This is a genomic window from Pseudanabaena minima str. Chao 2107, from assembly GCF_051131155.1.
Classification (GTDB): Bacteria; Cyanobacteriota; Cyanobacteriia; order Pseudanabaenales; family Pseudanabaenaceae; genus Pseudanabaena; species Pseudanabaena minima.
Genome location: NZ_CP159508.1, coordinates 2,011,521 through 2,034,863, shown reverse-complemented (window position 1 = coordinate 2,034,863; position 23,343 = coordinate 2,011,521). Strand labels below are relative to the sequence as shown.

At 42.5% G+C, this 23,343-nt stretch carries 31 protein-coding genes and 1 pseudogene; 28 read left to right on the top strand and 4 right to left on the bottom strand.

Going from position 1 to position 23,343, the window contains the following annotated elements; genetic code table 11:
* The first annotated feature begins 2 nt into the window (after positions 1–2).
* Positions 3–1,304, top strand: a complete 1,302-nt coding sequence (locus ABM313_RS09070) for a DUF1802 family protein (RefSeq protein WP_434687423.1) — start codon at positions 3–5, stop codon at positions 1,302–1,304.
* A 124-nt stretch (positions 1,305–1,428) separates the two neighbouring features.
* On the opposite strand, the gene ABM313_RS09065 is transcribed toward ABM313_RS09070, so the two are convergent.
* Positions 1,429–1,773, bottom strand: a complete 345-nt coding sequence (locus ABM313_RS09065; RefSeq protein ID WP_434687422.1) for a hypothetical protein — start codon at positions 1,771–1,773, stop codon at positions 1,429–1,431.
* 168 nt (positions 1,774–1,941) lie between these two features.
* Between ABM313_RS09065 and ABM313_RS09060 the strand changes: the two genes are divergently transcribed.
* From ABM313_RS09060 to ABM313_RS09015, 10 genes and pseudogenes are all read left to right on the top strand, one after another.
* A complete protein-coding gene (locus tag ABM313_RS09060) occupies positions 1,942–2,160 on the top strand; it encodes a DUF433 domain-containing protein (protein WP_434687420.1) in 219 nt (72 codons plus the stop codon).
* 1 nt (position 2,161) lies between these two features.
* Complete coding sequence (locus ABM313_RS09055; RefSeq protein WP_434687418.1) at positions 2,162–2,482, top strand: DUF5615 family PIN-like protein; 321 nt, start codon at positions 2,162–2,164, stop codon at positions 2,480–2,482.
* A 114-nt stretch (positions 2,483–2,596) separates the two neighbouring features.
* Positions 2,597–2,893, top strand: a complete 297-nt coding sequence (locus ABM313_RS09050) for a hypothetical protein (protein ID WP_434687416.1) — start codon at positions 2,597–2,599, stop codon at positions 2,891–2,893.
* A gap of 191 nt (positions 2,894–3,084) precedes the next feature.
* Positions 3,085–3,309 (top strand): type II toxin-antitoxin system VapB family antitoxin, encoded by a 225-nt coding sequence (vapB, locus tag ABM313_RS09045; RefSeq protein WP_434687414.1) that lies wholly within the window; start codon positions 3,085–3,087, stop codon positions 3,307–3,309.
* Position 3,310: 1 nt separating this feature from the next.
* Positions 3,311–3,709 carry a type II toxin-antitoxin system VapC family toxin gene (locus ABM313_RS09040; protein ID WP_434687412.1) on the top strand — a complete coding sequence of 133 codons (399 nt, stop codon included), beginning with the start codon at positions 3,311–3,313 and terminating at the stop codon, positions 3,707–3,709.
* Between the two features lie 120 nt (positions 3,710–3,829).
* Positions 3,830–4,147 (top strand): annotated as a pseudogene (locus ABM313_RS09035) (DUF4258 domain-containing protein).
* Complete coding sequence (locus ABM313_RS09030) at positions 4,140–4,361, top strand: hypothetical protein (RefSeq protein WP_434687411.1); 222 nt, start codon at positions 4,140–4,142, stop codon at positions 4,359–4,361. Before ABM313_RS09035 ends, ABM313_RS09030 begins: the two are co-directional and overlap by 8 nt.
* Positions 4,362–4,495: 134 nt before the next feature.
* Positions 4,496–4,684 carry a hypothetical protein gene (locus tag ABM313_RS09025; RefSeq protein ID WP_434687409.1) on the top strand — a complete coding sequence of 63 codons (189 nt, stop codon included), beginning with the start codon at positions 4,496–4,498 and terminating at the stop codon, positions 4,682–4,684.
* Positions 4,629–5,066 (top strand): DUF6036 family nucleotidyltransferase, encoded by a 438-nt coding sequence (locus ABM313_RS09020; RefSeq protein ID WP_434687407.1) that lies wholly within the window; start codon positions 4,629–4,631, stop codon positions 5,064–5,066. The genes ABM313_RS09025 and ABM313_RS09020 overlap by 56 nt, the downstream gene beginning before the upstream one ends.
* Positions 5,067–5,200: 134 nt before the next feature.
* Positions 5,201–5,527, top strand: a complete 327-nt coding sequence (locus ABM313_RS09015) for a DUF433 domain-containing protein (protein ID WP_434687405.1) — start codon at positions 5,201–5,203, stop codon at positions 5,525–5,527.
* Positions 5,528–5,632: 105 nt separating this feature from the next.
* Here ABM313_RS09015 and secA read toward each other — a convergent pair whose 3' ends face one another.
* The 3 genes from secA to ABM313_RS09000 form a co-directional block, all read right to left on the bottom strand.
* Positions 5,633–8,440 carry a preprotein translocase subunit SecA gene (gene secA / locus ABM313_RS09010; protein ID WP_434687403.1) on the bottom strand — a complete coding sequence of 936 codons (2,808 nt, stop codon included), beginning with the start codon at positions 8,438–8,440 and terminating at the stop codon, positions 5,633–5,635.
* Between the two features lie 194 nt (positions 8,441–8,634).
* On the bottom strand, positions 8,635–9,918 hold the full coding sequence (locus ABM313_RS09005) for a Glu/Leu/Phe/Val family dehydrogenase (protein ID WP_434687402.1): 1,284 nt from the start codon (positions 9,916–9,918) through the stop codon (positions 8,635–8,637).
* A gap of 217 nt (positions 9,919–10,135) precedes the next feature.
* Complete coding sequence (locus ABM313_RS09000; protein ID WP_434687400.1) at positions 10,136–12,193, bottom strand: hypothetical protein; 2,058 nt, start codon at positions 12,191–12,193, stop codon at positions 10,136–10,138.
* Between the two features lie 126 nt (positions 12,194–12,319).
* Here ABM313_RS09000 and ABM313_RS08995 point away from each other — a divergent pair, with 126 nt between their 5' ends.
* From ABM313_RS08995 to ABM313_RS08915, 17 genes are all read left to right on the top strand, one after another.
* Entirely contained in the window at positions 12,320–12,766 is a 447-nt protein-coding gene (locus tag ABM313_RS08995; protein ID WP_434687399.1) for a hypothetical protein, read from the top strand.
* 87 nt (positions 12,767–12,853) lie between these two features.
* Entirely contained in the window at positions 12,854–15,172 is a 2,319-nt protein-coding gene (locus tag ABM313_RS08990) for a tetratricopeptide repeat protein (protein ID WP_434687397.1), read from the top strand.
* Positions 15,173–15,295: 123 nt separating this feature from the next.
* On the top strand, positions 15,296–15,553 hold the full coding sequence (locus ABM313_RS08985; protein WP_434687395.1) for a FitA-like ribbon-helix-helix domain-containing protein: 258 nt from the start codon (positions 15,296–15,298) through the stop codon (positions 15,551–15,553).
* On the top strand, positions 15,550–15,972 hold the full coding sequence (locus ABM313_RS08980) for a type II toxin-antitoxin system VapC family toxin (RefSeq protein WP_434687394.1): 423 nt from the start codon (positions 15,550–15,552) through the stop codon (positions 15,970–15,972). The genes ABM313_RS08985 and ABM313_RS08980 overlap by 4 nt, the downstream gene beginning before the upstream one ends.
* Positions 15,973–16,003: 31 nt before the next feature.
* On the top strand, positions 16,004–16,336 hold the full coding sequence (locus ABM313_RS08975; protein ID WP_434687392.1) for a DNA-binding protein: 333 nt from the start codon (positions 16,004–16,006) through the stop codon (positions 16,334–16,336).
* 199 nt (positions 16,337–16,535) lie between these two features.
* The gene (locus ABM313_RS08970) at positions 16,536–16,778 is read left to right on the top strand and encodes a hypothetical protein (protein WP_434687391.1); all 243 of its coding nucleotides are present in this window, start codon (positions 16,536–16,538) and stop codon (positions 16,776–16,778) included.
* 83 nt (positions 16,779–16,861) lie between these two features.
* Positions 16,862–17,218 carry a type II toxin-antitoxin system VapC family toxin gene (locus tag ABM313_RS08965; protein ID WP_434688426.1) on the top strand — a complete coding sequence of 119 codons (357 nt, stop codon included), beginning with the start codon at positions 16,862–16,864 and terminating at the stop codon, positions 17,216–17,218.
* A 26-nt stretch (positions 17,219–17,244) separates the two neighbouring features.
* On the top strand, positions 17,245–17,493 hold the full coding sequence (locus ABM313_RS08960; protein ID WP_434687389.1) for a XisI protein: 249 nt from the start codon (positions 17,245–17,247) through the stop codon (positions 17,491–17,493).
* Positions 17,480–17,659, top strand: a complete 180-nt coding sequence (locus tag ABM313_RS08955; RefSeq protein WP_434687387.1) for a hypothetical protein — start codon at positions 17,480–17,482, stop codon at positions 17,657–17,659. The genes ABM313_RS08960 and ABM313_RS08955 overlap by 14 nt, the downstream gene beginning before the upstream one ends.
* A gap of 226 nt (positions 17,660–17,885) precedes the next feature.
* Entirely contained in the window at positions 17,886–18,458 is a 573-nt protein-coding gene (locus tag ABM313_RS08950) for an Npun_F5749 family FMN-dependent PPOX-type flavoprotein (RefSeq protein WP_434687386.1), read from the top strand.
* 105 nt (positions 18,459–18,563) lie between these two features.
* Entirely contained in the window at positions 18,564–19,130 is a 567-nt protein-coding gene (locus ABM313_RS08945; RefSeq protein WP_434687385.1) for a sigma-70 family RNA polymerase sigma factor, read from the top strand.
* 5 nt (positions 19,131–19,135) lie between these two features.
* A complete protein-coding gene (locus ABM313_RS08940; protein WP_434687383.1) occupies positions 19,136–19,939 on the top strand; it encodes an anti-sigma factor in 804 nt (267 codons plus the stop codon).
* A gap of 316 nt (positions 19,940–20,255) precedes the next feature.
* Positions 20,256–20,696, top strand: a complete 441-nt coding sequence (locus ABM313_RS08935; protein WP_434687381.1) for a pentapeptide MXKDX repeat protein — start codon at positions 20,256–20,258, stop codon at positions 20,694–20,696.
* 108 nt (positions 20,697–20,804) lie between these two features.
* Entirely contained in the window at positions 20,805–21,311 is a 507-nt protein-coding gene (locus ABM313_RS08930) for a DM13 domain-containing protein (RefSeq protein WP_434687380.1), read from the top strand.
* Between the two features lie 7 nt (positions 21,312–21,318).
* Positions 21,319–21,960, top strand: coding sequence for a thioredoxin family protein (locus ABM313_RS08925; protein WP_434687378.1), 642 nt, complete (start codon positions 21,319–21,321; stop codon positions 21,958–21,960).
* A 5-nt stretch (positions 21,961–21,965) separates the two neighbouring features.
* Positions 21,966–22,658: a cytochrome c biogenesis CcdA family protein gene (locus ABM313_RS08920; RefSeq protein WP_434687377.1), complete on the top strand. Its 693-nt coding sequence runs from the start codon at positions 21,966–21,968 to the stop codon at positions 22,656–22,658.
* An 88-nt stretch (positions 22,659–22,746) separates the two neighbouring features.
* On the top strand, positions 22,747–23,331 hold the full coding sequence (locus ABM313_RS08915; protein WP_434687375.1) for a cytochrome b/b6 domain-containing protein: 585 nt from the start codon (positions 22,747–22,749) through the stop codon (positions 23,329–23,331).
* The last annotated feature ends 12 nt before the right edge of the window (positions 23,332–23,343 follow it).

The following is a 23,343-nucleotide window of genomic DNA, read 5'->3' as shown; positions in this document are numbered from 1 at the left end:
CCATGATAGAAGCAACAATTTTTGCTGCATTACGCCTGCCGTCGGGCATTTTGTCTTCTCTTGAATCGGGAAGTATTACAGCCATTTATGCTCAATCTTTCAATAGACCAAAACAAGACTTTGCTTTATGCAGTAATGACACAGCAGCTAGTGAAGTCAAAATATCCACATGGGCGCGTTGTGAGGGAAGTCAACAGTTCTCTGAAAAAGATAAATGTGACATACTCGCAGCACATCTACAAATACCTATAGAAAGTTTGCAAAATGCCATAGAGCAAAATGGTTTTATTTGGCTTAGCTATCTGCGGGTTTATCATCTGCCATCACCTATCATCATCAAAAACAGTACAAAAGGAGTATTTATAGCCTTAGAGAATAGAATTTACATCAACAAACTGCAACCTGTTTTAGACGACTCCAACTATGAAAAGCGAAAAAGAGAAGTTGAAAATCTAGAACCACCAGAGCCGCTAGATGTCCAAATTCAGAAAATGTTAGAAGAAGTAGAGTTTCAGCGCAAGATAGAATCTCTAAAAAAACTTGATTGGATTGAAACTATTACAACTTTAGGCAATCGCAGCATTAAAGAAGATAAAGGCAAAAGCAACTATCAAGCAGGTACAGACTTTGAAAATATTGTTAAACGAAGTTTAGAATTTCTTGGCTTTACAGTTGAAGAGGCATACAAAGGAGGTTCAGGTGGTCTGGATCTATTTTGCTCAAAACCTTATCCTGTTGCAGGAGAATGTAAAGCAGGTAAATCAATTCCTGACGAATCCACTGAGCAACTCAATAGAATTGCTAGAAGACATTTAAAAAATTATCATTTAGCAGTTGGATTAATCATCGGTGCAGCAGAACCTTCCAAGCAACTAAAAGAATCTGCTATTAGATCGAGGGATGAAGTAGGAATTAAATTTAATATTATCAAAGCCATGACATTACAAAAACTCGTTGAACTCAAAGCCAAATATGATGGCGCAATCAATCTATTTGAACTTAAGGAATGTTTGCAAGCAGGACAAATTGACGGCAAGATTGATGAGTATATCCAGAAGGTGGAAGGTAAAATCAAATTGCGATCTCATATTGTTAACCTAGCAAAAAAGGCTAATAAAGAATTTGGAATCGAGTACTTGTCTGGAGTTTACGATAATTCAGACTATCCCGATTCTCTAGAGGAGAAAGAACTGTATGAGATTTTAATTGAGCTTTCTTCACCATTGGCGGGATATTTGGGAAGAGTTAAGGGTAATGGAGAAAATGGCGATCGCTTTTACTACTTGCGAGATTTACCCAATTAATTTACTTCTAAAGAAAATACTAATAGGAGGAATCATGAACATCCATATCTCTTTATGTCAAGCAGGTAACATGTTATTTATTATCTGGAAGATGTAGGAAGAGGATTTTTCAGTAGACCAATCTTCAATTGTTAAGTTTAGAATTTGTTTGTGAATCTAGTTTATGCCGATGAAAGTCAATGTTGGTTAGTACGGAGTCAAATAGCTGACTATTCTTATAAATTCCTGCAAATTTTTGCCAAGGATGTTCTCGTCTAGGAATTTCAAGTTCTAGAGATACGACTTCATTCTCTGATAAGTTTGCAGTAATTAATCGATCTAATTCAGAAATAGCTGATTTGCGATCGCTGCTAGTAACGCTATATTCAGGTAATCCTAAGACTCTAGCGCTGACTCTGCCATCTTTTTCATTTTTGACTAAGACGTTAATAGATAGCTTAGTTTGTCCATTAATCAGTTTAGCGTTCATAAAATTTACCTTCAGCGATCGCATTGGTTACGATGCTTTATATTATGACACTGCCTAATGATTCTCGGCATAGACGATTGCCTTTTACTTGCTGATAGGTTTATGAGTGTGGCGATCGCAATATCAATAGTTGCTAGAATATTAAATATATCTAAATATCACAAATTTATGTTTAGAGACTCAAAGTTTATTAGTAGATCGACCGATGTTATGGGTGGTACGGCTGTATTTACAAATACCAGAGTTCCCGTGCAGACACTTTTGGATTATCTCAAGGCGGGAGAATCGATTGATGATTTTTTGGATGGATTTCCGACTGTAACGAGAGAACAGGTTATTTACTTTTTGGAAGAGCTAGGAAGAAGTTTGTTGAGTGTGGCTGCTTAATATGAGGATTCTTTTGGATGAATGTATTGATCGCCGATTTGCTAGAGAAATCATTGGCTATGAAGTAAAAACAGTTCCGCAGATGGGATGGGCAGGCGTAAAAAACGGAAAGCTTTTAGCTCTTGCTGTAGAGGAATTTGATGTATTTGTGACGGTTGATCGCAATTTGTCTTTTCAACAGAATTTGCCACAATTTGATATTGCTGTAGTGGTTTTGCAAGCACCGTCAAATAGTTTAGCGGCGCTCAAACCTTTAGCCGCAAAGCTTTTAGTAGTTCTGGATTCTGCGAGTAAAGGTCAAGTTACGATTGTTGCAGAATGAGATCGCTCCTAGCTGATTTTTTACAGATTTGTGAGTAGGGCAATTGCATTGAGAGTATTGCTAAAATATTTAGTAAACTCAAATATTTCAGTGTATTGGTTGGAGGATTTGTACATGTTAACTAAACAAAGGCTTGAACTATTAGATGTGATCGCACAAACTCCCGAAGAATACATTCCTGCGTTATTAGATTTTGTACATTTTTTTCATCAACAGCGAATTACAAAATCTTCATCGGCAAGTGCTTGGGATGTTGCAATGAGTGAAATTAATAGTAGCAATCCAGAAAGACAAAGTATCAGACGACAAAGAATCAGTCAATTATTTTCAACATTGGCTGTTTTAGATAGTGCAGATGAGCAGAAGGAAACTTTGAAAATAATTGAATCTGTTGAAGGTCTTTCTATCTAATGAGTCAGATTATCTTTTTGGACTCTATGCTTGTTGAATCATTTGTTTGACGGAAATAATAGAAACAAACTTCACCGTTCGCGGGATATTTGGGAAGAGTTGAAGAGAAAGGGAAAAAGTGCGATCGCTTTTACTATCTGAGAGACTTGGCAAGTTAATATATTTTTAGTGAACCATAAAAAGGAGAAATTATGAATACCGATACCGCCTTATGGCAAGTTGTCATCAATATGCCAGACACACTCAAAACAGAACTTTTGCATTATGCAGAATATCTACTTAACAAATATCCAATAGCCAAAACCGTTGATGAGCAACCTACAAAACAACAGCATGGCTATGGTAGTTGGGCTGGTCAAATTTTTATGTCAAGTGATTTTGATGAACCATTGGAAGAACTAGAGGAATATATGTAAAATGAAATATATTCTAGATACACACTTAATTTTATGGTACTTGAGCGAAGATCCTAAACTTAGTACCAAAGCAAAAGCAATCGTAGATGGGCGGAATGGACTGCACTTTAGTATTGTCAGTCTTTGGGAAATTTCCATTAAAATTAATATTGGTAAACTGCAAATCAATCGACCTATTGAAGCATTACCAATAGAACTTCAATATATGAATATCCAAATTCTACCAATTACAATTAGGGATATTGAGATATATTCCAGTCTTCCATTACCAAACACACCTATAAAACATCGAGATCCATTTGATCGCATATTAATTGCCCAAGCAATAAACTATTCCTTCAACTTAGTAAGCAAAGATACCGCTTTTGATTCTTATCCAGTTTCACGTATATGGGATTAATATTTTCTCATTAGCCTAAGATATTTGGGAAGAGATAAGAGTGATGGAGAAAAAGGCGATCGCTTTTACTAACTGCGAGACTTATCTACTTAAAATACTACTCAATATTTACTCATGCCTATGATTGAAGATATTCAGACCAAAATTGCCAACGAACAATATGAGTTTTCTAAACATGCCGTCGATCAATCCATTATTCACCAAATTCGTTTGCATGAGATAGTAGAAGCGATCGCTAACGGTCAGATTATCGAAGACTATCCTAACGACAAATACGCTCCTAGCTGACTCATTTGTGGCATAACTCAAACTGGTAGAGCAATTCATATCCAAACCAGCTATCCTAGCCGCGCTTTGGTTAAAATCATCACAGTATATGAACCCGATCCGAATAAATGGAATAACGATTTCACAGTAAGGAGAACAAACAATGAATAATAATCAAGAACAACTTGTCGAAAAGCGCGTAACCTACTCATTAGAACTAAACGGCAAATTCATCCTGATTGAGAACGTTCCTGCTCGCATAAATGAAGAAGCAGGAGAACAATTCTTTGCGCCATCAACTGTGATGTTGTTACAACAAATTATTTTGGATGGTCAAGAACCAAAGCGTGTAATTCAGACACCCGTTTATAACTACGCCACCTAATTCTAGAACCTGATTTTTTTCACCATTGGCGGGATATTTGGGAAGGATTAGGAGTGATGGGAGAAAAGGCGATCGCTTATACTACTTACGAGACTTACCGATAGAATAAGAAGACTAAAACAAAGAGAAACAACATGGAAAAAGTAATCATTAAAACTAACATCAAACAACAAGTCAGTGATTTTCAATACTGGCAACAACAAACACCCCAGACACGCCTAGAAACTCTCGAACAAATTCGCCAAGAATATCATCAATACAAATACAATGCTCAACCAAGACTTCAAAGAGTTTATACAATTATTAAACGACAACCAAGTTAACTATTTAGTCATTGGCGGCTATGCAGTCGCTATACATGGACATCCACGATACACCAAAGACATCGATATTTGGATAGAAATCAGCGAAGAAAACTCACAAAAAATAATTGCCGCATTAACAGAATTTGGCTTCGGTAGCTTAGGACTAACTGCCCAAGACTTTCAAGAACCGCATCAAATCATTCAACTTGGTTATCCACCTAATCGCATTGACTTAATCACCAGTCCAGATGGCATTGACTTCCAGACCTGTTATGAATCGAAAATAGAAGTAATGCTTGACGATATAGCCGTTAAATTCATCGATCTTGATAATCTTAAAAGGAACAAACTAGCATCTGGCAGACTGCAAGACTTGGCAGATTTAGAAAATCTCTGCTAATTAGCAATGAATAGGTGATCGCCATTGACGTTTTCTCATTAGCCTAAGATATTTGGGAAAAGTTGAAGAGAATGGTAAAAAATGCGATCGCTTTTACTATTTATGAGACTTACCGATAGAAAAGGACACATAACATGACACTCAAAGAACTACAACCACAACTACTAGCCCTAACCCCCGAAGAAAAATCTCAAGCAATCCAAATCCTAGTCCAAAGCCTCAGCAATACATGGCAAGGCATCGAAAAAAATCCCAGAGTCATGGGTGGAGATGCTTGCATTCGACAAACCCGCATACCCGTATGGCTACTAGTGAGCCTTCAACGTCAAGGTGCAAGCGAAGCCTACATCCTCGAAGACTATCCCACCCTATCCGCAACAGACCTAGTAAACGCATGGCGATACGCTGAAACTCACATTGATGAGATAGAAGCAGCCATTCATAGGCAAGAGGCAGCTTAACATGGCACGGCACGTCTCTACGCCGATGAGCAATTCCCTAGAATTGTCGTCAAACCTACGATAAGCCAAAAGTAGCAAAGGGAGTGCATTGCACTCCCTTTGCTTTTAGACAAACTCAGCTTCGATGGTCTCAGGTTGTTGTTGAGGACGTGGATCGAACTCGAATAGTGAGTAGACAACATCACGACGGATTTGCGTCATCATATCTAGGAAGATTTCGTAACCTTCGCTCTTATATTCAATCAGGGGATCTTTTTGTCCATAACCACGCAAGCCGACTGATTCACGCAAAGCTTCCATCGCTTGTAAATGATCGCGCCAGAGAGAATCGATCCGTTGCAAAATGAAGAACCTTTCAGCTTGACGCATTAAGCCAACTTGTAATGATTCCACCTGTGCTTCTTTAATTTCGTAGGCGCGGCGAACTTCTTCCCGCAAGAAAGCTTGCATCTCTGGTAAGAACATATCATCAAGCTGATCGGGTTCAAGATCTTGAAGGAGGTTCACAAACTCTTTCACCTTTTTCACCATCGCGACGAGGTTCCATTCTTCAGGGGGAAGCTCTGGATTCACATAGGCATTGACGATATCGTCCATCGTGCGCTCGGCATACTCAATCACGCGATCGCGTAAGTTTTCACCCTCCAACACGCGACGACGCTCAGCGTAAATGGCACGACGCTGATTGTTCATCACTTCATCGTATTCAAACACCTGTTTACGAATGTCGTAATAGTAGGTTTCTACTTTCTTCTGAGCGTTTTCTAAAGCGCTGGTGAGCATTCCCGAACTGATCGGCATATCCTCTTCAACACGGAAGGCATTCATCAAGCCTGCCACGCGATCGCCAGCGAAAATCCGCATCAGGTTATCTTCAAGGCTGAGGAAAAATCTTGTCGAGCCTGGGTCACCTTGACGACCGCAACGACCGCGCAACTGATTATCCACACGACGAGATTCGTGACGCTCAGTGCCGATGACATGCAAGCCACCAAGTTTTGTTACCTGCTCATGCTCAGCATCGGTGACTTCTTCATATTCGCGTTTGATCAAAGTGAACGCATCACGAAGTTTTTGGATGACTTCATTATCAGTAGGTGCTTTCTCGGAAGCAATTGCAAGCATGTCTTCTGCTTCCAACTCCGATTGACTCATGCGACCCAACTTCTCAACCGCAAAATCTACAGCTTCTTTGAGCATGTTCTGAGCATCTTTGGAGAGATCGCAAGGATAGAGACTATCGGATACTTTCCAAGTCTTTTTCTTCTTGCCATCCGTTGTACCGAATCCTTGTCCTTTTTGAGGGCGATCGCTAAACATGCGCTGACCTTCATTGGTGAAGTCATCGTCATCTTCAGGACGGACAATCATCGGCATGAAGCTTTCACGTACCTTCAGACGCGCCATATAGTCCGCATTACCGCCAAGGATAATGTCTGTACCTCGACCTGCCATATTGGTGGCGATCGTGATGGAGCCTTTGCGTCCTGCTTGAGCAACGATTTCTGCTTCTCGTTCCACATTCTCTGGTTTCGCATTTAACAGATTGTGAGGAATATCTTTTTCGCTCAGCAATCGTGAGAGAACTTCAGATTTCTCCACACTGGTAGTGCCGATCAAAACGGGGCGACCTGTTTCATGCATTTCGCGACATTCCTCGGCAACGGCTCGCCATTTAGCAGCTTCAGTCTTATAAACTACATCTGACCAGTCGCTACGTCCACTCTTGCGATTGGTGGGCATGGTCGTAACTTCAAGATTGTAAATCTTGCCAAGTTCGGCTTCTTCGGTTTTGGCTGTACCAGTCATGCCGCCAAGCTTTGGATAAAGTAGGAAGAAGTTTTGATAGGTAATGGTTGCCAGAGTTTGGGTTTCATTCTCAATATCTACACCTTCTTTCGCTTCGATCGCTTGGTGTAATCCATCACTCCAACGACGACCAGGCATAACACGACCTGTAAACTCATCAACGATCGTCACTTCGCCATCGCGCACGATGTAGTTGACATCTTTGAGGAATAATTCCTTGGCTTTCAATGCATTAAATACATAGTGCGCCCAAGGATCAGCTTGATCAAATAAGTCCGTAACGCCGAGTAGTTTTTCGGCAAGTTCAAAACCTTCATCGGTCATGACCACGTTGCGTTGCTTTTCGTCAACTTCGTAGTGGGTTTCTTTTTGCAATTGATCAGCGATTGTTACCGCGCCGATGTATTTTTCCGTCGGACGCTCGACCATGCCTGAAATAATTAGGGGGGTACGGGCTTCATCAATCAAGATCGAGTCAACTTCGTCAATTACACAGAAATTAAAGGGACGCTGCACCACTTCTTCGATGCTAGTCGCCATGTTGTCACGTAAATAATCAAAACCGAGTTCACTATTGGTAGCGTAGGTGATATCACAGCTGTAGTTTTTACGTCGCTCGATTGGCTCCATGGAGTTTTGAATCAAGCCGACGGACATCCCCAAAAAGCGATGCACCTGCCCCATCCATTCTGCGTCACGACGGGCGAGGTAATCGTTAACGGTAACTACGTGAACGCCTTTACCTGAGAGGGCATTGAGATAGCTGGGCAATGTGGCGACGAGAGTTTTGCCTTCCCCAGTTTTCATTTCGGCTATTTCACCCCGATGCAGTACCATACCGCCGAGCATCTGCACATCATAATGACGCAAGCCTAAAACGCGGGTAGCAGCCTCACGGACAACAGCAAAGGCTTCAGGTAGGAGGTCATCGAGTGGTTCCCCGTTTTCGAGACGCTGTTTAAACTCTCCTGTTTTTCCTTGCAATTCGCGATCGCTTAGCACCGCTAACTCTGGGGCTAGGGAGTTAATGAGAGCCACTTCGGGACGGAGTTTGTCAAGCTTACGCTTATTAGGATCGCCAATCAGGTTTTTTAGGTTAAACATAGCTACCGAATGCAGTTAAAACAGGGGATGCGCCAAACGTGATATTTAATACGATTTTGGACTACAAGTATATATTACCCGACTGTTGAGATTACAAGCTTCGGATAACCGAAGCGATCGCGAAAGTATTTCTACAGCGCTTTGCACTTAAAACCGAAACAATATCAGTAAAACTAGGGGCTTTGCCCCTAGTTTTACTGAGCGTAATAAGCCCTTGTACCTTTAGCGTCGATCGCTTCACTGAGGCGTGTCAAGGCATGGACATAGGCTGCGGTTCGCATGGAGATTTGTTTTTGGTCAGCTATCTTCCAAATCCTTAGGGTTTCGGCAATCATGCTGTGTTTGAGGCGATCGTTTACTTCCTCGATTGTCCAATACAAGCCACTGCGATTTTGTACCCATTCAAAATAACTGACGGTGACACCACCTGCGTTCACTAAAATGTCAGGGAATACCATGATTCCGCGTTTTTCTAAAATTGCATCCGCCGCAGGTGTGACTGGTCCATTGGCAATCTCGAAAATATATTTAGCGTGGATCTCGTGAGCATTATGTTCTGTGATTTGATTTTCTAGCGCCGCAGGAATCAGGATATCGACATCTAGTTTGAGCAATTCTTCATTGGTAATGATTTGATGTTCGACAATATTACAAACTGAATCCTGACAGTACACAGCCTGAAAGCTACGAGCCGAATTTTTATAACTAATGATGCTTGGTACATCTAGCCCTTGCTTAGCATAAATCCCACCCTTAGAATCACTGACCGCCACAACTTTGTAACCTGCCTTGCTCAACAGATCAGCGATCGCTGCACCTACATTTCCAAAGCCTTGTACCGCCACGGTTGTCCTTTCACGTTGCATTTTTAATAATGGCAGCAAAGTTTCAATCGCAAAAAAAGCTCCTAATCCTGTTGCGGTTTCGCGTCCCAGACTACCGCCCATCGCGATCGGCTTGCCTGTAATTGACGCAGGACAGAGCCGTCGTTGAATATTGCTATACTCATCCACCATCCATCCCATAATCGTCTGATTGGTCTGTACATCAGGCGCAGGAATATCCACATCTGCACCGATAAAATCAGCGATCGCATCGATATAGCCACGACTGAGTCGTTCTAATTCAAACTTGGATAACTGCTTTGGATCGACTGCCACCCCCCCCTTTGCGCCGCCAAAAGGTAAATTTACCGCTGCACATTTAAATGTCATCCAAAATGCTAAGGACTTTACTTCATCCATATTTACACTAGGATGGAAGCGAATTCCTCCTTTAGTAGGTCCCCGCAAATCGTTGTAGCGCACTCGATAGCCTTGAAAAACTTTCAAGGTTCCATCATCCATTCTCACTGGAATAGAAACCTGCAAACTTGCTTTCGGAGATTTTAATCGCTCGATCGCATCTTCAGAAATATTCACATGGGCGATCGCATCGGCTAGTCTCTCGCTTGCCTGATCAAATAAAGACGTTGACACCAATAACTCCCGTAGTTCTTGTTCTAGTAAGTCTTAATCATAAAACAGGGGCTATTACTGCTTCATTAATTGATATTAATCTTAGGATAGGCGGCGCTTTGCGCAGCCCACCCTAATACCAAAGCTTTACGTTTAAACCCGAACCAATAAAGATTTTGAAAGAGTTGCTTTGCAACTCTTTCAAAATCTTTATTGGTTTGTTTGATTGGCAATTGCTTTAGGAAGATATTGTAGTGCTAATCTCAATTAGTGGAAGTAATACACCGTTTTGGATCTGTCCATTAGTACTGAGTTCACTGTGACAGAGATATAAGCGATCGCCTGTGCGATCAAGTAAATCCCTAAGCAATCGCTGCAACCTTTGCATATCTGCCTCACGTTGATTCTCGATTGTCCATCGTTCACCATTCCAACCCTTAAGAAAAAGTGGCGCACCGAATAGAGACGCGGTTCCACCCTGTAACCACAGATCAGAACTAGCATCTAACCAAAATTGCCAAGGATGGAAAAGTCTTGCCATGCGGTACTGAAAAATGTTGGCAAGGACAATGCTGTTTTGATGAGTGCTGGGGAGATAAGGGTTAGAGGAGACAGTCTCTTTTCGGATGAGTTGGATAAAATCGGGAATAAAATCATCATCAGAATATTCATAGTTACTATCAAGGCGACGTTTGAATTGCCAATAATATTGGGCGGTTTCTATTAGGGATTGAAAGACTGAAGTATGCTCATAACTAGGTTTGCGAGGTTTAAAAAAGGTGTTAATTGCCCGATCTATAAGTATAAGTGGTATAAGAGGTGGTATAAGAGTGCGAGATTGTTGTTCTATCCATTGGCGCAGGTTTTCGTAGGCTTGAGTTGCTGCATAGCCGAGGCGATTCCATTGATTGTAGATTTCGGTGGGTAGAAGTTGGGGATTGTCGGGATGGGGCGCAAAGCAGTATTGAGCAAGCAAACCAGCACGGACAGGATCGATCTCATCGGTTAAAACCACTAGCATTTCGGCAATGTGATCCCGACTAATCAAGTTGCCAAGATGGGGATAAACTAAGGCGAGTAGAGTTAGCAGAGATCGTACTTGTGCAGAGGAAGACAGGGGGCGTTGATCATCGAGAGATTCAATACTAATATTTTTTTTACGGAGAATTTCGGTGATCGCATATTTGGCGATGTTATCAAGACCAGGGACAAATATGGCAATGTCACTAGCTTTGACTTCACCAGAGGCGATCGCTTCCGCAATCGTTTCGGCAACATTGCGGAATAGCTTAGCCCGTGAAACCGATTCAATGGAACGAATGTTAGCGTAGGGTTCGATAAATTGTAAAATTGGTTCGTTAACGACTTGTAGAACTGATTCAGCGACTTCAGCACCCAAGGTGTTATCAGCATGGGGTAAATTGATGATTTCGCATTCAGATTTGAGTTCTTGCCAATATTCAGGATCGGCTCCTAATCCCAACCTTGCCGATCCATCAGGATTAAAAGTAAACATTCCAATCGCCCCATTCTCAATCAGAAACTTACATAAATCACAGGCGATCGCTGGCATCTCATCGGCGCGATCGACAATTATATATCGAAATCTCTCTTTGAGCTTCCGTTGATATTGAGGATTAGGAAGCAAGTAATGAGCGAATAAATCCGTGATGATTCCATAGGTAAGTAAGCCTCGATCCCAGCAATATTTGCGCCACTCTAGTAAAGCTTCACCAATTTCTTGCCATTGTTCTAATATTTTATTCTCAGTATCTTCAAGATTATCAATCGCATTAGTCTCAATACCAGCATTTAAAATGGCAGGAATTTCATTAATCTCGCGCCCCCCATAAGCAGCCAATAGAAACAAGTCTAATAATCTGCGTACAAGGCGATCGCGTCCAACTCCTTCCATTAGCAAAGTTCCCGTTTCCATGCGGTTTTTCCAGAGCTTATTTGCTAGTTCCTGCTCATTCTCAACTCTCAGCAGTAAGGGAAACTGAGCTTTGAAATCTAGCTTTTTGACTAGTAATGTCCAGAACAAACGCACTTCATCCCGGAAAAAACTGATGGGGGTAATAGCGGTGACGGGATAGCTGCCGTGGGCTGCCATTGTCAGGCGATCGCTAAGTTCTCGACGTTGTTGAGAATCGACGGTAAGAACCAAAACTTTTTGGGAAGCAGCTTGAGGATTAGACTGGTAAGCAAAATCTGTTTCTGCCCAATCACAAAATCGCTGAACTATTTCCTTAGTTTTGCCGCTCCTACTACCACCTTCAATCCATAAATTCGTCATATCAGACTTTCAGTTCTATTATCTTTACGGTAGTTAGCATCAATGTGATTGCCTTCAGCTTGGTTAACCATTGTAGGCTAAAAGTAGTGTTATTATGAGTTTTATCTAAGTTATAGAAATACCGCTATGGCAGATCCTTTAACGTTAACGGCTGGAGCGATCGCAAATTTAGCTTTTCAGAAGTTTATCGAGTCGGGTGCTGGTGAATTGGCAAAGAAGTTCACTGCTGAGGCGATCGCGAAGATGGATGAGTTGCGTCAAGCGATCTGGAATAAGCTGCGTGGCAGGTCGGCAAAGGTGGATGAGGCATTGGCAAAAGCCGAGCAGGGCGATCGCACTGCAATCTCAACTATTGCCAAAAATCTAGATGTGGTGCTAGATGATGAGCCAGAGTTTGCCGAACAGTTAAAAGTGCTGGCAAAAGAAATCCATGCTGGCAAGCTGCAAGATAACAGCAATATGGTGCAGAATGTCACGGGTGATAACAACATGAATGTTCAGGCAAAGGCTGAGCAGGGTGGAAAGCAATACATTGCCGAAAAAATGTATTTTGGGACAAGTGATGATGATTGACTAAACTCGTCTGAATCAGGAGCGCGGACAAAGTTAAGTTCTCCTAAGATCATTCCTGACAATGTACCCATCGCTTTGCCGAACTTTGTGGGGCGAGTGAAGGAGCTTGCAGATATTCATGCCAAGTTACAGGCGGGGCAGGGGGTGAGTGTCTGTGCGGTGGAGGGCATGGGCGGTGTGGGCAAGAGCGAACTAGCGCGGCGCTATGCTTGGGAATATCGACAGGAATATGCGGCGCGGTATTGGTTTTCGTTGCGGGGGATGGGGTTGGCGCAGGCGGTGGTGACTTTCGCGAGTCGCTATCTGGATTTGCCAGAGGTGATGCAGTCGCAAACTGTGGAGGCTCAGGCGGAATGGTATTGGCAAAACTGGACACCGACTGCGGGGAAGGTATTGGTGATTTTGGATGATGTGACGGATCTGAAGAGTATTCCGCAACAGGCAAGACCATTGGCGGAGCGGTTTCAGGTTTTGGTGACGACTCGCAAGCGGAAGTTGAGTTCGCAATTTGCGGATGTTCCTTTGGATGTGATCTCTGAGGCTGAGGCTTTGGAGTTGTTGAGGAAGTTTTTGGGCGCGGCGCGGGTGAATCGGGAGGAGGACGAGGCAAAGGCAATTTGTAAAGATTTGGGTTATTTGCCCTTGGGTGTGGAGTTGGCGGCGCGATATTTGCAACTGGATGAGGATCTGTCGCTGCGCGATTATCAACAACGCTTAAAGATTACCGATGAGTCGTTGGCTTTGCAGGAAACGGAAGAAATTAATGCGGCGCGGGGTGTGATTGCGGCGTTTGAGTTAAGTTGGCAGGAGTTGAGCGCGAGTACGGGCAAGGTGGCGATGTTGTTGGGGTTGTTTGCTCCTGCGGATATTGCTTGGGGTTTAGTGGAGGAGATTGCAGCAAATTTAATCGAGGTGGCGGATCTGCGGGAGGGAAGAAAGCAGCTTAATAATTTGTATCTGCTCAAGGCTGTGGATCAGGAACGCACGAGATTTGCAATGCATTCGCTGACTAGGGAGTTTTTGCAATGGAAACTCGCTCAAGACTCGGATACCAATCGCCTATTTCAGGAAACCTTTGTAATCAGTTTGCTCAACAAAGCCAAACAAATCCCCCAATCACCAACGCGAGATCAGGTTGCCGCAGTAGCTCCTGCGATTCCGCATTTAGATATGTTGAGTCGTGAAATGCTCGATGATATTCCCAATCCTGAAGAAGATTTGGGTTGGGCATTTACAGGAATCGCGTGGTTCTATGAAGGACAAGGACTTTACGCCTTAGCCGAAGATCATTGGCAAAGACGTTTGATTTCCGTAAGAGAAAGGTTAGGTGATCGCCATCCCGATGTCGCCACTAGTCTCAATAACCTCGCATTGCTGTACAAGTCCCAAGGCAGATATGAAGCAGCCGAACCGCTCTATCAACAAGCCCTCGCTTTGAGGCAAGAACTGTTAGGCGATCGCCATCCCTCTGTCGCCACTAGTCTCAATAACCTCGCATTGCTGTACAAGTCCCAAGGCAGATATGAAGCAGCCGAACCGCTCTATCAACAAGCCCTCGCTTTGAGTCAAGAACTGTTAGGCGATCGCCATCCCTCTGTCGCCACCAGTCTCAACAACCTCGCAGCGTTGTACGATTCGCAAGGCAGATATGAAGCCGCCGAACCGCTCTGTCAACAAGCCCTCGCTTTGAGTCAAGAACTGTTAGGCGATCGCCATCCCTCTGTCGCCACCAGTCTCAACAACCTCGCAGCGTTGTACGATTCGCAAGGCAGATATGAAGCAGCCGAACCTCTCTATCAACAAGCCCTCGCTTTGAGGCAAGAACTTTTAGGCGATCGCCATCCCTCTGTCGCCACCAGTCTCAACAACCTCGCAGCGTTGTACGATTCGCAAGGCAGATATGAAGCAGCCGAACCGCTCTTACAACAAGCCCTCGCATTGAGGCAAGAACTTTTAGGCGATCGCCATCCCGATGTCGCAACCAGTCTCAACAACCTCGCAGAGTTGTATCGTTCACAAGGGAGATATGAAGCAGCCGAACCACTCTATCAACAAGCCCTCGCTTTGTGGCAAGAACTTTTAGGCGATCTCCATCCTAATGTCGCAGATAGTCTCAATAACCTCGCATTGCTTTACTATTCGCAAGGGAGATATGAAGCAGCCGAACAACTCTTTCAACAAGCCCTCGCTTTGAGGCAAGAACTGTTAGGCGATCGCCATCCCTCTGTCGCTGGAAGTTTGTTTAATCTCGCAGTGTTTTATCATCAAACGCAAAGACATTCCGAAGCAATGACCTTGATCCAGAGAGCGATTCAGATTTATCAGCAAACCCTCGGCAATGATCATCCCAACACCCAAGCCGCGCTGAGTTGGCTACAACCGATCAAGGAAAAAGTTAAAAGTTAAAAGGAAAAAATTGGGATTTTTTATAAGTAATGAAATTTGAGATTTTAGGTAAGATTGAAAATGTGGAAATTATTGCGATTTGCAAATTTTACACATATCCGTAATTTTTAAAGCAGCCAAGCCATGTCAATCATCACTATTCATCAACTAGAGCCAGACATTGCCCAACAGCTAGAGCAACGCGCCGCCCAACATGGTCGCACCATCGAGCTTGAAATTAAAGCAATTCTCAAAAGCGTATTAGCCCCAAAAAAGCCAAGCAATGTTGACCTCGCTACCGCCATTAATAGACGCTTTGCAGACTTTGGAGATTTTGAAATCCCTGAAATACCTAGAGAACCCATGCGCCCCTTACCAACCTTCGACATGGGCGATCTATGAAAATTGTTCTTGATACCAACGTTCTATCTGAACTGATGAAGCCGCAAGGTTCAGAAACAGTCAAATCTTGGGTAGCTTCTCAGCCTAGAGAAAACTTATTTACCACTAGCATTAACCAAGCTGAGATCCTTGGTGGTATCGCTATTATGCCAGAAGGTAAACGCAGCAAAGCTTTACAAGAATCTGCACAAGCTATGTTTACTGAAGATTTTGTAGGACAGATTTTATTTTTTGACTCAGACTCAGCAAACTGTTTTGCTCAAATCACAAGCGATCGCCGCAAAAAAGGTAAACCAATAGCTCAAGCTGATGCTCTGATTGCCTCTATATGTCTGGCTAATAATGCAGCGATCGTCACTCGCAATGTTGACGACTTTCTAGATTGCCAAATCACAATCATTAACCCTTGGGACTATTGAGCGATCTCTGATGCGAAAGTAATAAGAAAAAATGACAACTACACCCCTAACATGCGACTTTAAAGAAACAGTTAATGCCAGAGTCCAAAGAGATTCCGCATTTGCTGCTGCTTTACTTGACGAAGCTATTTCCCTTTTTCTCAATGGTGAACCAGAAACCGCAAGACTCATATTGAGAGATCTCGTTAATGCAACTATCGGATTTGAAGAACTGGCGATCGCTACCTCAAAACCCAGCAAAAGCCTTCATAGAAGGCTCTCTGCAAAAGGAAATCCCACAATGGATAATCTCACCGCTATTCTCAAGGTTTTGCGTAAAACCCTTCAAGTCGATATCAAAGTACAAACTGTTACTTGTGTTTAAAATATCTCTGCTGATCGCGAGTGTACTTTGGTATTGATTTAGGCGATCTTCTCCTGATGATATAATGCAGCTACTCAAAGAAAGCATCTTAGGCAAATAAAATATATGTATCAAGTTACAGTTGATTATGCAAAAAAGAACCTTGATGAACTATGCGATTAATGTGACACGTTAAGCGAAAGATAACAGGAGAAAAAATATGACAATCAAAGAAAAACTAATCCAAGAAATCGAGCAATCTCCTGAAAGCTTTGCCTCACAGTTACTTAGCTTTTTAAATCTTCTCCAATCCCAAGCACAAATCACATTACCAACCACCGCAATAAATCAAGATCCATTTAAACATATTGACGGTTTCATGGTGCTTAAAAGCCAAAATCCATTACCAGAAATTGATTGGGTATCTTTTGTCCGAGAAGAAAGAATCAACGACCTGATGTAATGATGAAAGTACTATTCGACACTAATATTTTAGTTGCTGCAACAATCGAAGCTCATCCAAATCATGCCATCAGTCTCCCTTGAATACAGCAAGCCAGAGGCAAAAGCATTCAGGGCTATATCTCCACACATTCCATCGCCGAATTCTATGCCGTGATGACACGGCTACCCTTAGCCCAGCCGCTTAGCTCACAACAAGTTCATGATGTAATTGTAAATAACCTTGAATCTTTTCATCCCGTTGATTTAGAAAGTAGCGATTATCTAGAAATTATCCGAAATGTAGCAAGATTAAAGATTACAGGTGGTGGAATTTATGATGCCATTATTGCTCAAGCTGCCCTGAAGGCTAATGTGGATGTATTGCTGACGATGAACTCCAAACACTTCACCAGACTGGGAGAGCATATTTCCAGATTGGTTAGAGATCCGTCTGTTTAGTTAATCCCTCTCATGGCGAGATCGAGATGCAGTTTCTATCGGATACAGAACACGATCACTATCAAGTATTAGGAGTGGGATGGGATCAAAAAACACGAGTTTACGGTTGTTCCATGCACTTAGATATTAAAAATGGCAAAATTTGGATTCAAATCAACAATACCGAACTCGATATTGGTCAATCCCTCGTCGAAAAATGCGTTCCAAAAGAAGATATCGTCATCGGTTTTCAGCCCGTTTATATTCGTCAAGTATCAGGCTATGCGATCGCATAACCACCCCAAAAAAACATCCGTAATTTTTAAAGCAGCCAAGAGATCGCGAGTGTATTTTGGTTTTGATTTAGGCGATCGCTTCATTCGCCTGAGTACACTGACAAACGACCTTAGTATTGACAACAGAATCACGGGCGATCGCCTAATAAGTACCTGTGCAAAATAAATTACCAAAACCCATAGAGTTGCGCCCCTGCGGGGCGCAACTCTATGGGTTTTGGTTTGTAATTAATTATGCCTAGCTACTTATAAAATAATTATTGAGAAACTAAAGTAAAAACTATGGGATTAGATCAGATTGTCATTAAACTAGATGTCTGTTTTAGTCATCGGTAGACTATACAAGTGGCTTAGCAAACTTAACCCTCTCATCACTTCTGCAACATTTTTTTATGTGGCGATCGCATCTAGCTCGAAGCTTACATCAGCACCGCAACCAACCCGAAGCACGTTTTTTACAACTTGCCACGATTGATTTGGAGCAGCGTCCACGCAACCGCACCGTTGTATTTCGTGGGTTTCTCGAAAATAGCGATCGCTTTCAAGACTGTCTAAAAATCGTGACCGATGCGCGTAGTCAAAAGATTGAGCAAATAGCCGCAAACCCTTGGGCGGAGATAAGTTGGTATTTCACAAAAACGCGATCTCAGTTTCGGATACTTGGCAAACTGCTATTAATTGATAGTGAATCAGATTTAGAACTACAGCAAGTGCGCGTAGAGGCATGGCAAGCTCTTTCAGAACCTGCAAGAACGCAGTTTACATGGGCGCATCCAAGAGAGCCGCGAGTTGAATTTCTCGAAGTGTCCCCACCAAATCCTATGCAACCACTGGCTTCTTTTTGTTTACTATTGCTACAACCCATTGAAGTTGATCGCCTCGAATTACGAGGTACGCCCCAAAATCGCTGGATCTATCTACGGGATGGGCAAGGAAATTGGAAAGAGCAAGAAGTTAACCCATAACTTTCGGGTGATTAACCCGCACTTGAGCGCAAGACTAAGGTTGATAACTCATCCGTTCTGGCTTAGGATGCGTATGTATAGTAATGATGCTTATTTACTCTCGCTATGAAACTCTCCGAGCAAACCGATGTAGAAATACTGCAAGCTTGGCGATCGGGAAACAGTCAAGCTTTTGGCATCTTCTACGATCGCTATGGTGAGTTGGTTTACCGTTTATCCTTAAGGATCTTAGGTAGCCCGCAAGAAGCGGAAGATCTGACCCAAGAGATATTTATTTTGCTAAGTCGGAATAGTACCTACGATAGTAAAAGAGGTTCAATCACCACTTTTTTGTCAGTCTTGACCCGATCGCGAGCAATTGATCGTATTCGCAAAACGCGATCGCAACAACAGCATCTTCAAAAATGGGAACAGAGCATTTCTTCAGAACATGACATCAGAAACTCATCACTCATGGAAAATGCGTCACTTACTGAACGTTCAGAAAAAGTAAAATTAGCCCTAGCCAAGTTGCCTGAAAAACATCGCCAAGTATTAGAAATGGCATATTTTGATGGACTGAGCCAAACTGAAATTGCTAAAGTTTTAGATACTCCTTTGGGAACAGTAAAGTCTTGGGCGAGAAGTGGATTGATTCGATTGAGAGAAAGTTTGCAGGATGCTTTGGAGTGATTATTATGACAACACCACGAAATAAATATCCCCGTGAATGGGAAGAATTATTAGCAGGATATGTTTTAGGGGATCTCGAACCTGAAGAAGTAACCGAGATGCATCAACTTATTGCAAAGCATCCAGAAATAGTTACAGAAATCGATCATTTGCAAGAAACGTTAGCGATGCTTCCGCTGGGCTTAAGTGAAACTCATCCAGCTAGTAGTCTGCGCGATCGCATTGCGGCGGCAGCTATTCCCACTGATGTTGAGGCTCTATTAGCAGATCCTTTAGATTCGTCTATAGATTCTGTAGCATCAATCAAGCGATCGCCTCACCGCAGAAATATTTGGAAATTAGCAACGATTGGTTTAAGTAGTATTGGGGCGATCGCTCTAATAGCGCTTGGCTTTGACAATTATCAAATGCGTCAACAAATCGCCTCTAATCAAATCGAATTACAAAAACATCGCCAAACCATTGCCATGTTGCAAGGTGCGGACAATCGGATGATCTCTCTTAAGGGCATGGGAGCAATTCCTGCTGCTTCGGGAAGTGTAATGATTGCGCCAACTGAAAAAACTGCGATGATCAGCATTCAGAATTTGATGCCCATTCCTCAAGATAATAGTTATCGGCTTTGGGCGATCGTTGATGGCAAAAAGGTTGATTGCGCTCAGTTTCGTCCTGATGAACAAGGCAAGGTCTTTATGAAAGTGCCGCTAGGTAGCGCTCTTAAGCAGTCTACAACATTAATTATTACGATTGAGCCAAATAAAGATATGCCCGAACCCACAGGCGAAATGGTTATGAAAGGGGAAGTTTAGCAATTATCGATCAAACGACCCCCAAGAGATTTTTTGAAAGTTTTGCTTTGCAAGACTTTCAAAAAATCTTTTGAGGGTTGAATTTGAGTGTAGAGATTTATTTTATAGTTGTCGCCAGTCTTGTTAGGAAACAAACCCAGAATACGAGTTGCGGCGCTTAGCGCCGCAACTCGTATTCTGGGTTTTGATTTGTCATAGTACAAATGGCTACAGCTATAAAATTACTTCATCCAATTTGCTAACTCATCCGTATATCCAATAAGTAACCCTCGAAGGGATTACTTGATATCAATTTTTTGGAAGAGAGCTTACAACGATGAACTACAGATTTATTGGTCTTATTGCTGGTTTGGCTTTGACTGCTGGAATTGTTTCATGTTCCGCCACATCCACCACACCTGAGGCAACTCCCGCAACTCAATCTACTCCTGCGGCAAAGCCTGCTGACGCGATGAAGAGCGATGCCATGAAAGGCGACGCGATGAAGGACAAGTCTGGCGACGCGATGAAGAGCGATGCCATGAAGAATGATGCCATGAAAGGCGACGCGATGAAGGATAAGTCTGGCGATGCGATGAAGAATGACGCGATGAAGAGCGATGCTATGAAAGATAAATCTAGCGATGCAATGAAGAGCGATGCCATGAAAAATGACGCAATGAAGAATGACGCGACGAAGAGCGATGCTATGAAAAGTGATGCCATGAAAAGCGATGCTATGAAGGATGGGAAGCCTGCGGAAGCTCCCAAGCAATAGTCTAGTTCTCATCTTTACTGAGTTAAGAACTATAGACTAATTACAAAATTGGGGAGCAATTCATCAATTGCTCCTAATGTAAATTACAAACAGAATCTCTATCTATTTATGATTATAAAAAATCTGAGTCTAGCCACTGCGGCTGTAGTTTTAGTGTTGGGATGCTCTTCTATTCCAACCAACATCCCCAAAACCTCTCAAGCAGAAGCAAGTTCCACACCAGTTGCCGCTACTTCTAAAGAAACTAATACAAAAGCCAATACCAAATTGCGTTCTGGTAGCTTTATCAGTGGTGAGCATACTACTAATGGCAAGGCAAGTATTATTCAGGAAAATGGAAACCATTTTATTGAACTTGACCAAACTTTTAAGACCTCAGAGAATGGTCCTGACCTATTTGTGATTTTGCATCGATCGCCAAATATTCTGAACGTATCCAAGCCCCCTGACTATGCGATCGCTGAAGGAGACTACACATTGATTGCTCCACTGAAGAGTTTCAATGGAAAGCAACGCTATGCCATACCTAAGGATATTCAGATCGACAATTACCAATCCATAGCGGTTTGGTGTCGCAAGTTTAATGCTACTTTTGGCTTTGCTCCTTTGTCTTGAGGCTAATATGGACAAGAGTTTATTGCGTCGTCGTCGATTTTTAACCTATGCAGGATTAGGTGTTTTGGGAGTAGGAAGTGCAGCGATCGCCACTCAAATTGGCTCTTCAAAAATCTCTAACCCAATTGTTCCTAAAACATCTACAGAAATAATTCCTGTGTCTGATCTGACTAAATCTAGTAATCCTGATGAGGCGATCGCTTCTGCTCAGTCGAGTAGCCAAAAACTACCAGAATTTCAAGGAATTTCCACATGGCTAAATTCTAATCCTTTGTCAATTCAAGACTTAAAGGGAAATGTCGTGATGATTCAGTTTTGGACTTTTGGCTGTATCAACTGTCAGCGCACATTACCCTATGTGACGCGATGGCATGAACAGTATGCTGCTAAGGGCTTAAAGATAATTGGTGTGCATACACCAGAGTTTGCCTTTGAGCGAGATGTGAACAACATCAAAAATGCCATGCAGAAACATGGCATTAACTACACAGTGGCTCTGGATAACGAGTTCAAGACTTGGAAAGCCTATGGAAATGAATATTGGCCGCATCTTTATTTAGCCGATCGCGAAGGCAATTTACGATATGATCACATCGGCGAAGGCGCTTACACACAAACAGAACAAACAATTAAACAATTATTGGGATAACCGCGATGGGACTCACTCCTTTAGCGATCGCCTTAGCGATTTTGGGTGGTTTATTAACAGCTTTTTCACCCTGTATTTTGCCCATTTTGCCTATCCTGATTGGGCGCTCGCTCCAAACCCATCGCTACGGCCCCGCTGCCTTGGTCGCAGGAACTATGAGTGGATTTGCGATCGCTGGTAGTTTGCTGGGTATAGCTAGCATGTGGCTAACAGACTTAGCAAATTTTATGCGGATTACAGCGATCGCATTCCTATTGATTTTAGGGATTCTCTCAATTTTTCCCAAGTTAAATTATTTGTTGCTATCCAAGTTGCCACTTCCGAAGTTTAAGCAGCCAAATAGAGTCAACCTGATGGGAGAATTTATTTTAGGTTCGCAACTAGGTTTGTTATGGACTCCCTGTGCGGGTTCAGTTTTAGGTAGTATTCTCGTTTTAGCGGTGGCTGAACAGCAGGTTTTTAGTGCTTTCGTTCTGCTATTGTTCTACGGGTTTGGAGCAGGTATTCCGATGTTGATCATCGCTTACGCTAGTCGATATTTTAGTAAGTCTTTTTTGCGGTTACGTTCTCACAGCCAGCTTTTACAGAAAATCGGTGGCTTACTGATCTCCATGACTGCGATCGCTATTATTCTTGGTTGGGATGTCCAAATCCAACTTTGGTTAGCACCTTTCTTCCCTCCATTATTAGATCTGTAAGAATCTATTTTTGGTGCGGTGAAGCCGCACCAAAAATAGATTCTTATGACAATTAGCAGCCAAAATTCACTAAGTCAAGGTTCCTGTTATGAGTCCAAAAACTGCTCCCGCTCCCAAACAAGCCATATTTGTGAAGTCGTTCCATTCCATTAATCTGATTGCATTAATCCTAATGACAGCTAGTGGTTTGCAAATTTATAACGCTAATCCTGTATTTGGAGGACGTGCAGGATGGCGTTTTCCTAAAGAGTTACTCTTGGGCGGATGGCTAGGAGCAGGTCGCAATTGGCATTTTGCTTCCATGTGGCTTTTCTCCATGAGCTTGCTCTTTTATGGAATCTATATTTTTATCACGCGCCGATGGAAGCATCGTTTTGCCTCTGAGAAAGATATTCAAGCCCTCCAAGCCAAAAATCCTAAGCGCAAAAATTATGCTTGGCATCGTCTTGCATATACTGCAATCATTCCGATTCTGCTGTTAGCTATTCTCTCTGGGTTATGTATGTATAAACCTGTACAGTTTGCATGGATTTCAGGATTATTTGGTAGTTGGCAAAATCTCCGTGTTGCTCATTTTTTAACAATTCCCATTGTGCTGATTTTTGCGATCGCCCATATATTTCTATCGTTGAAAGTGGGTGGTTTAAAAATGATTCGCTCGATGTTTATTTAGTTAATTATCTAG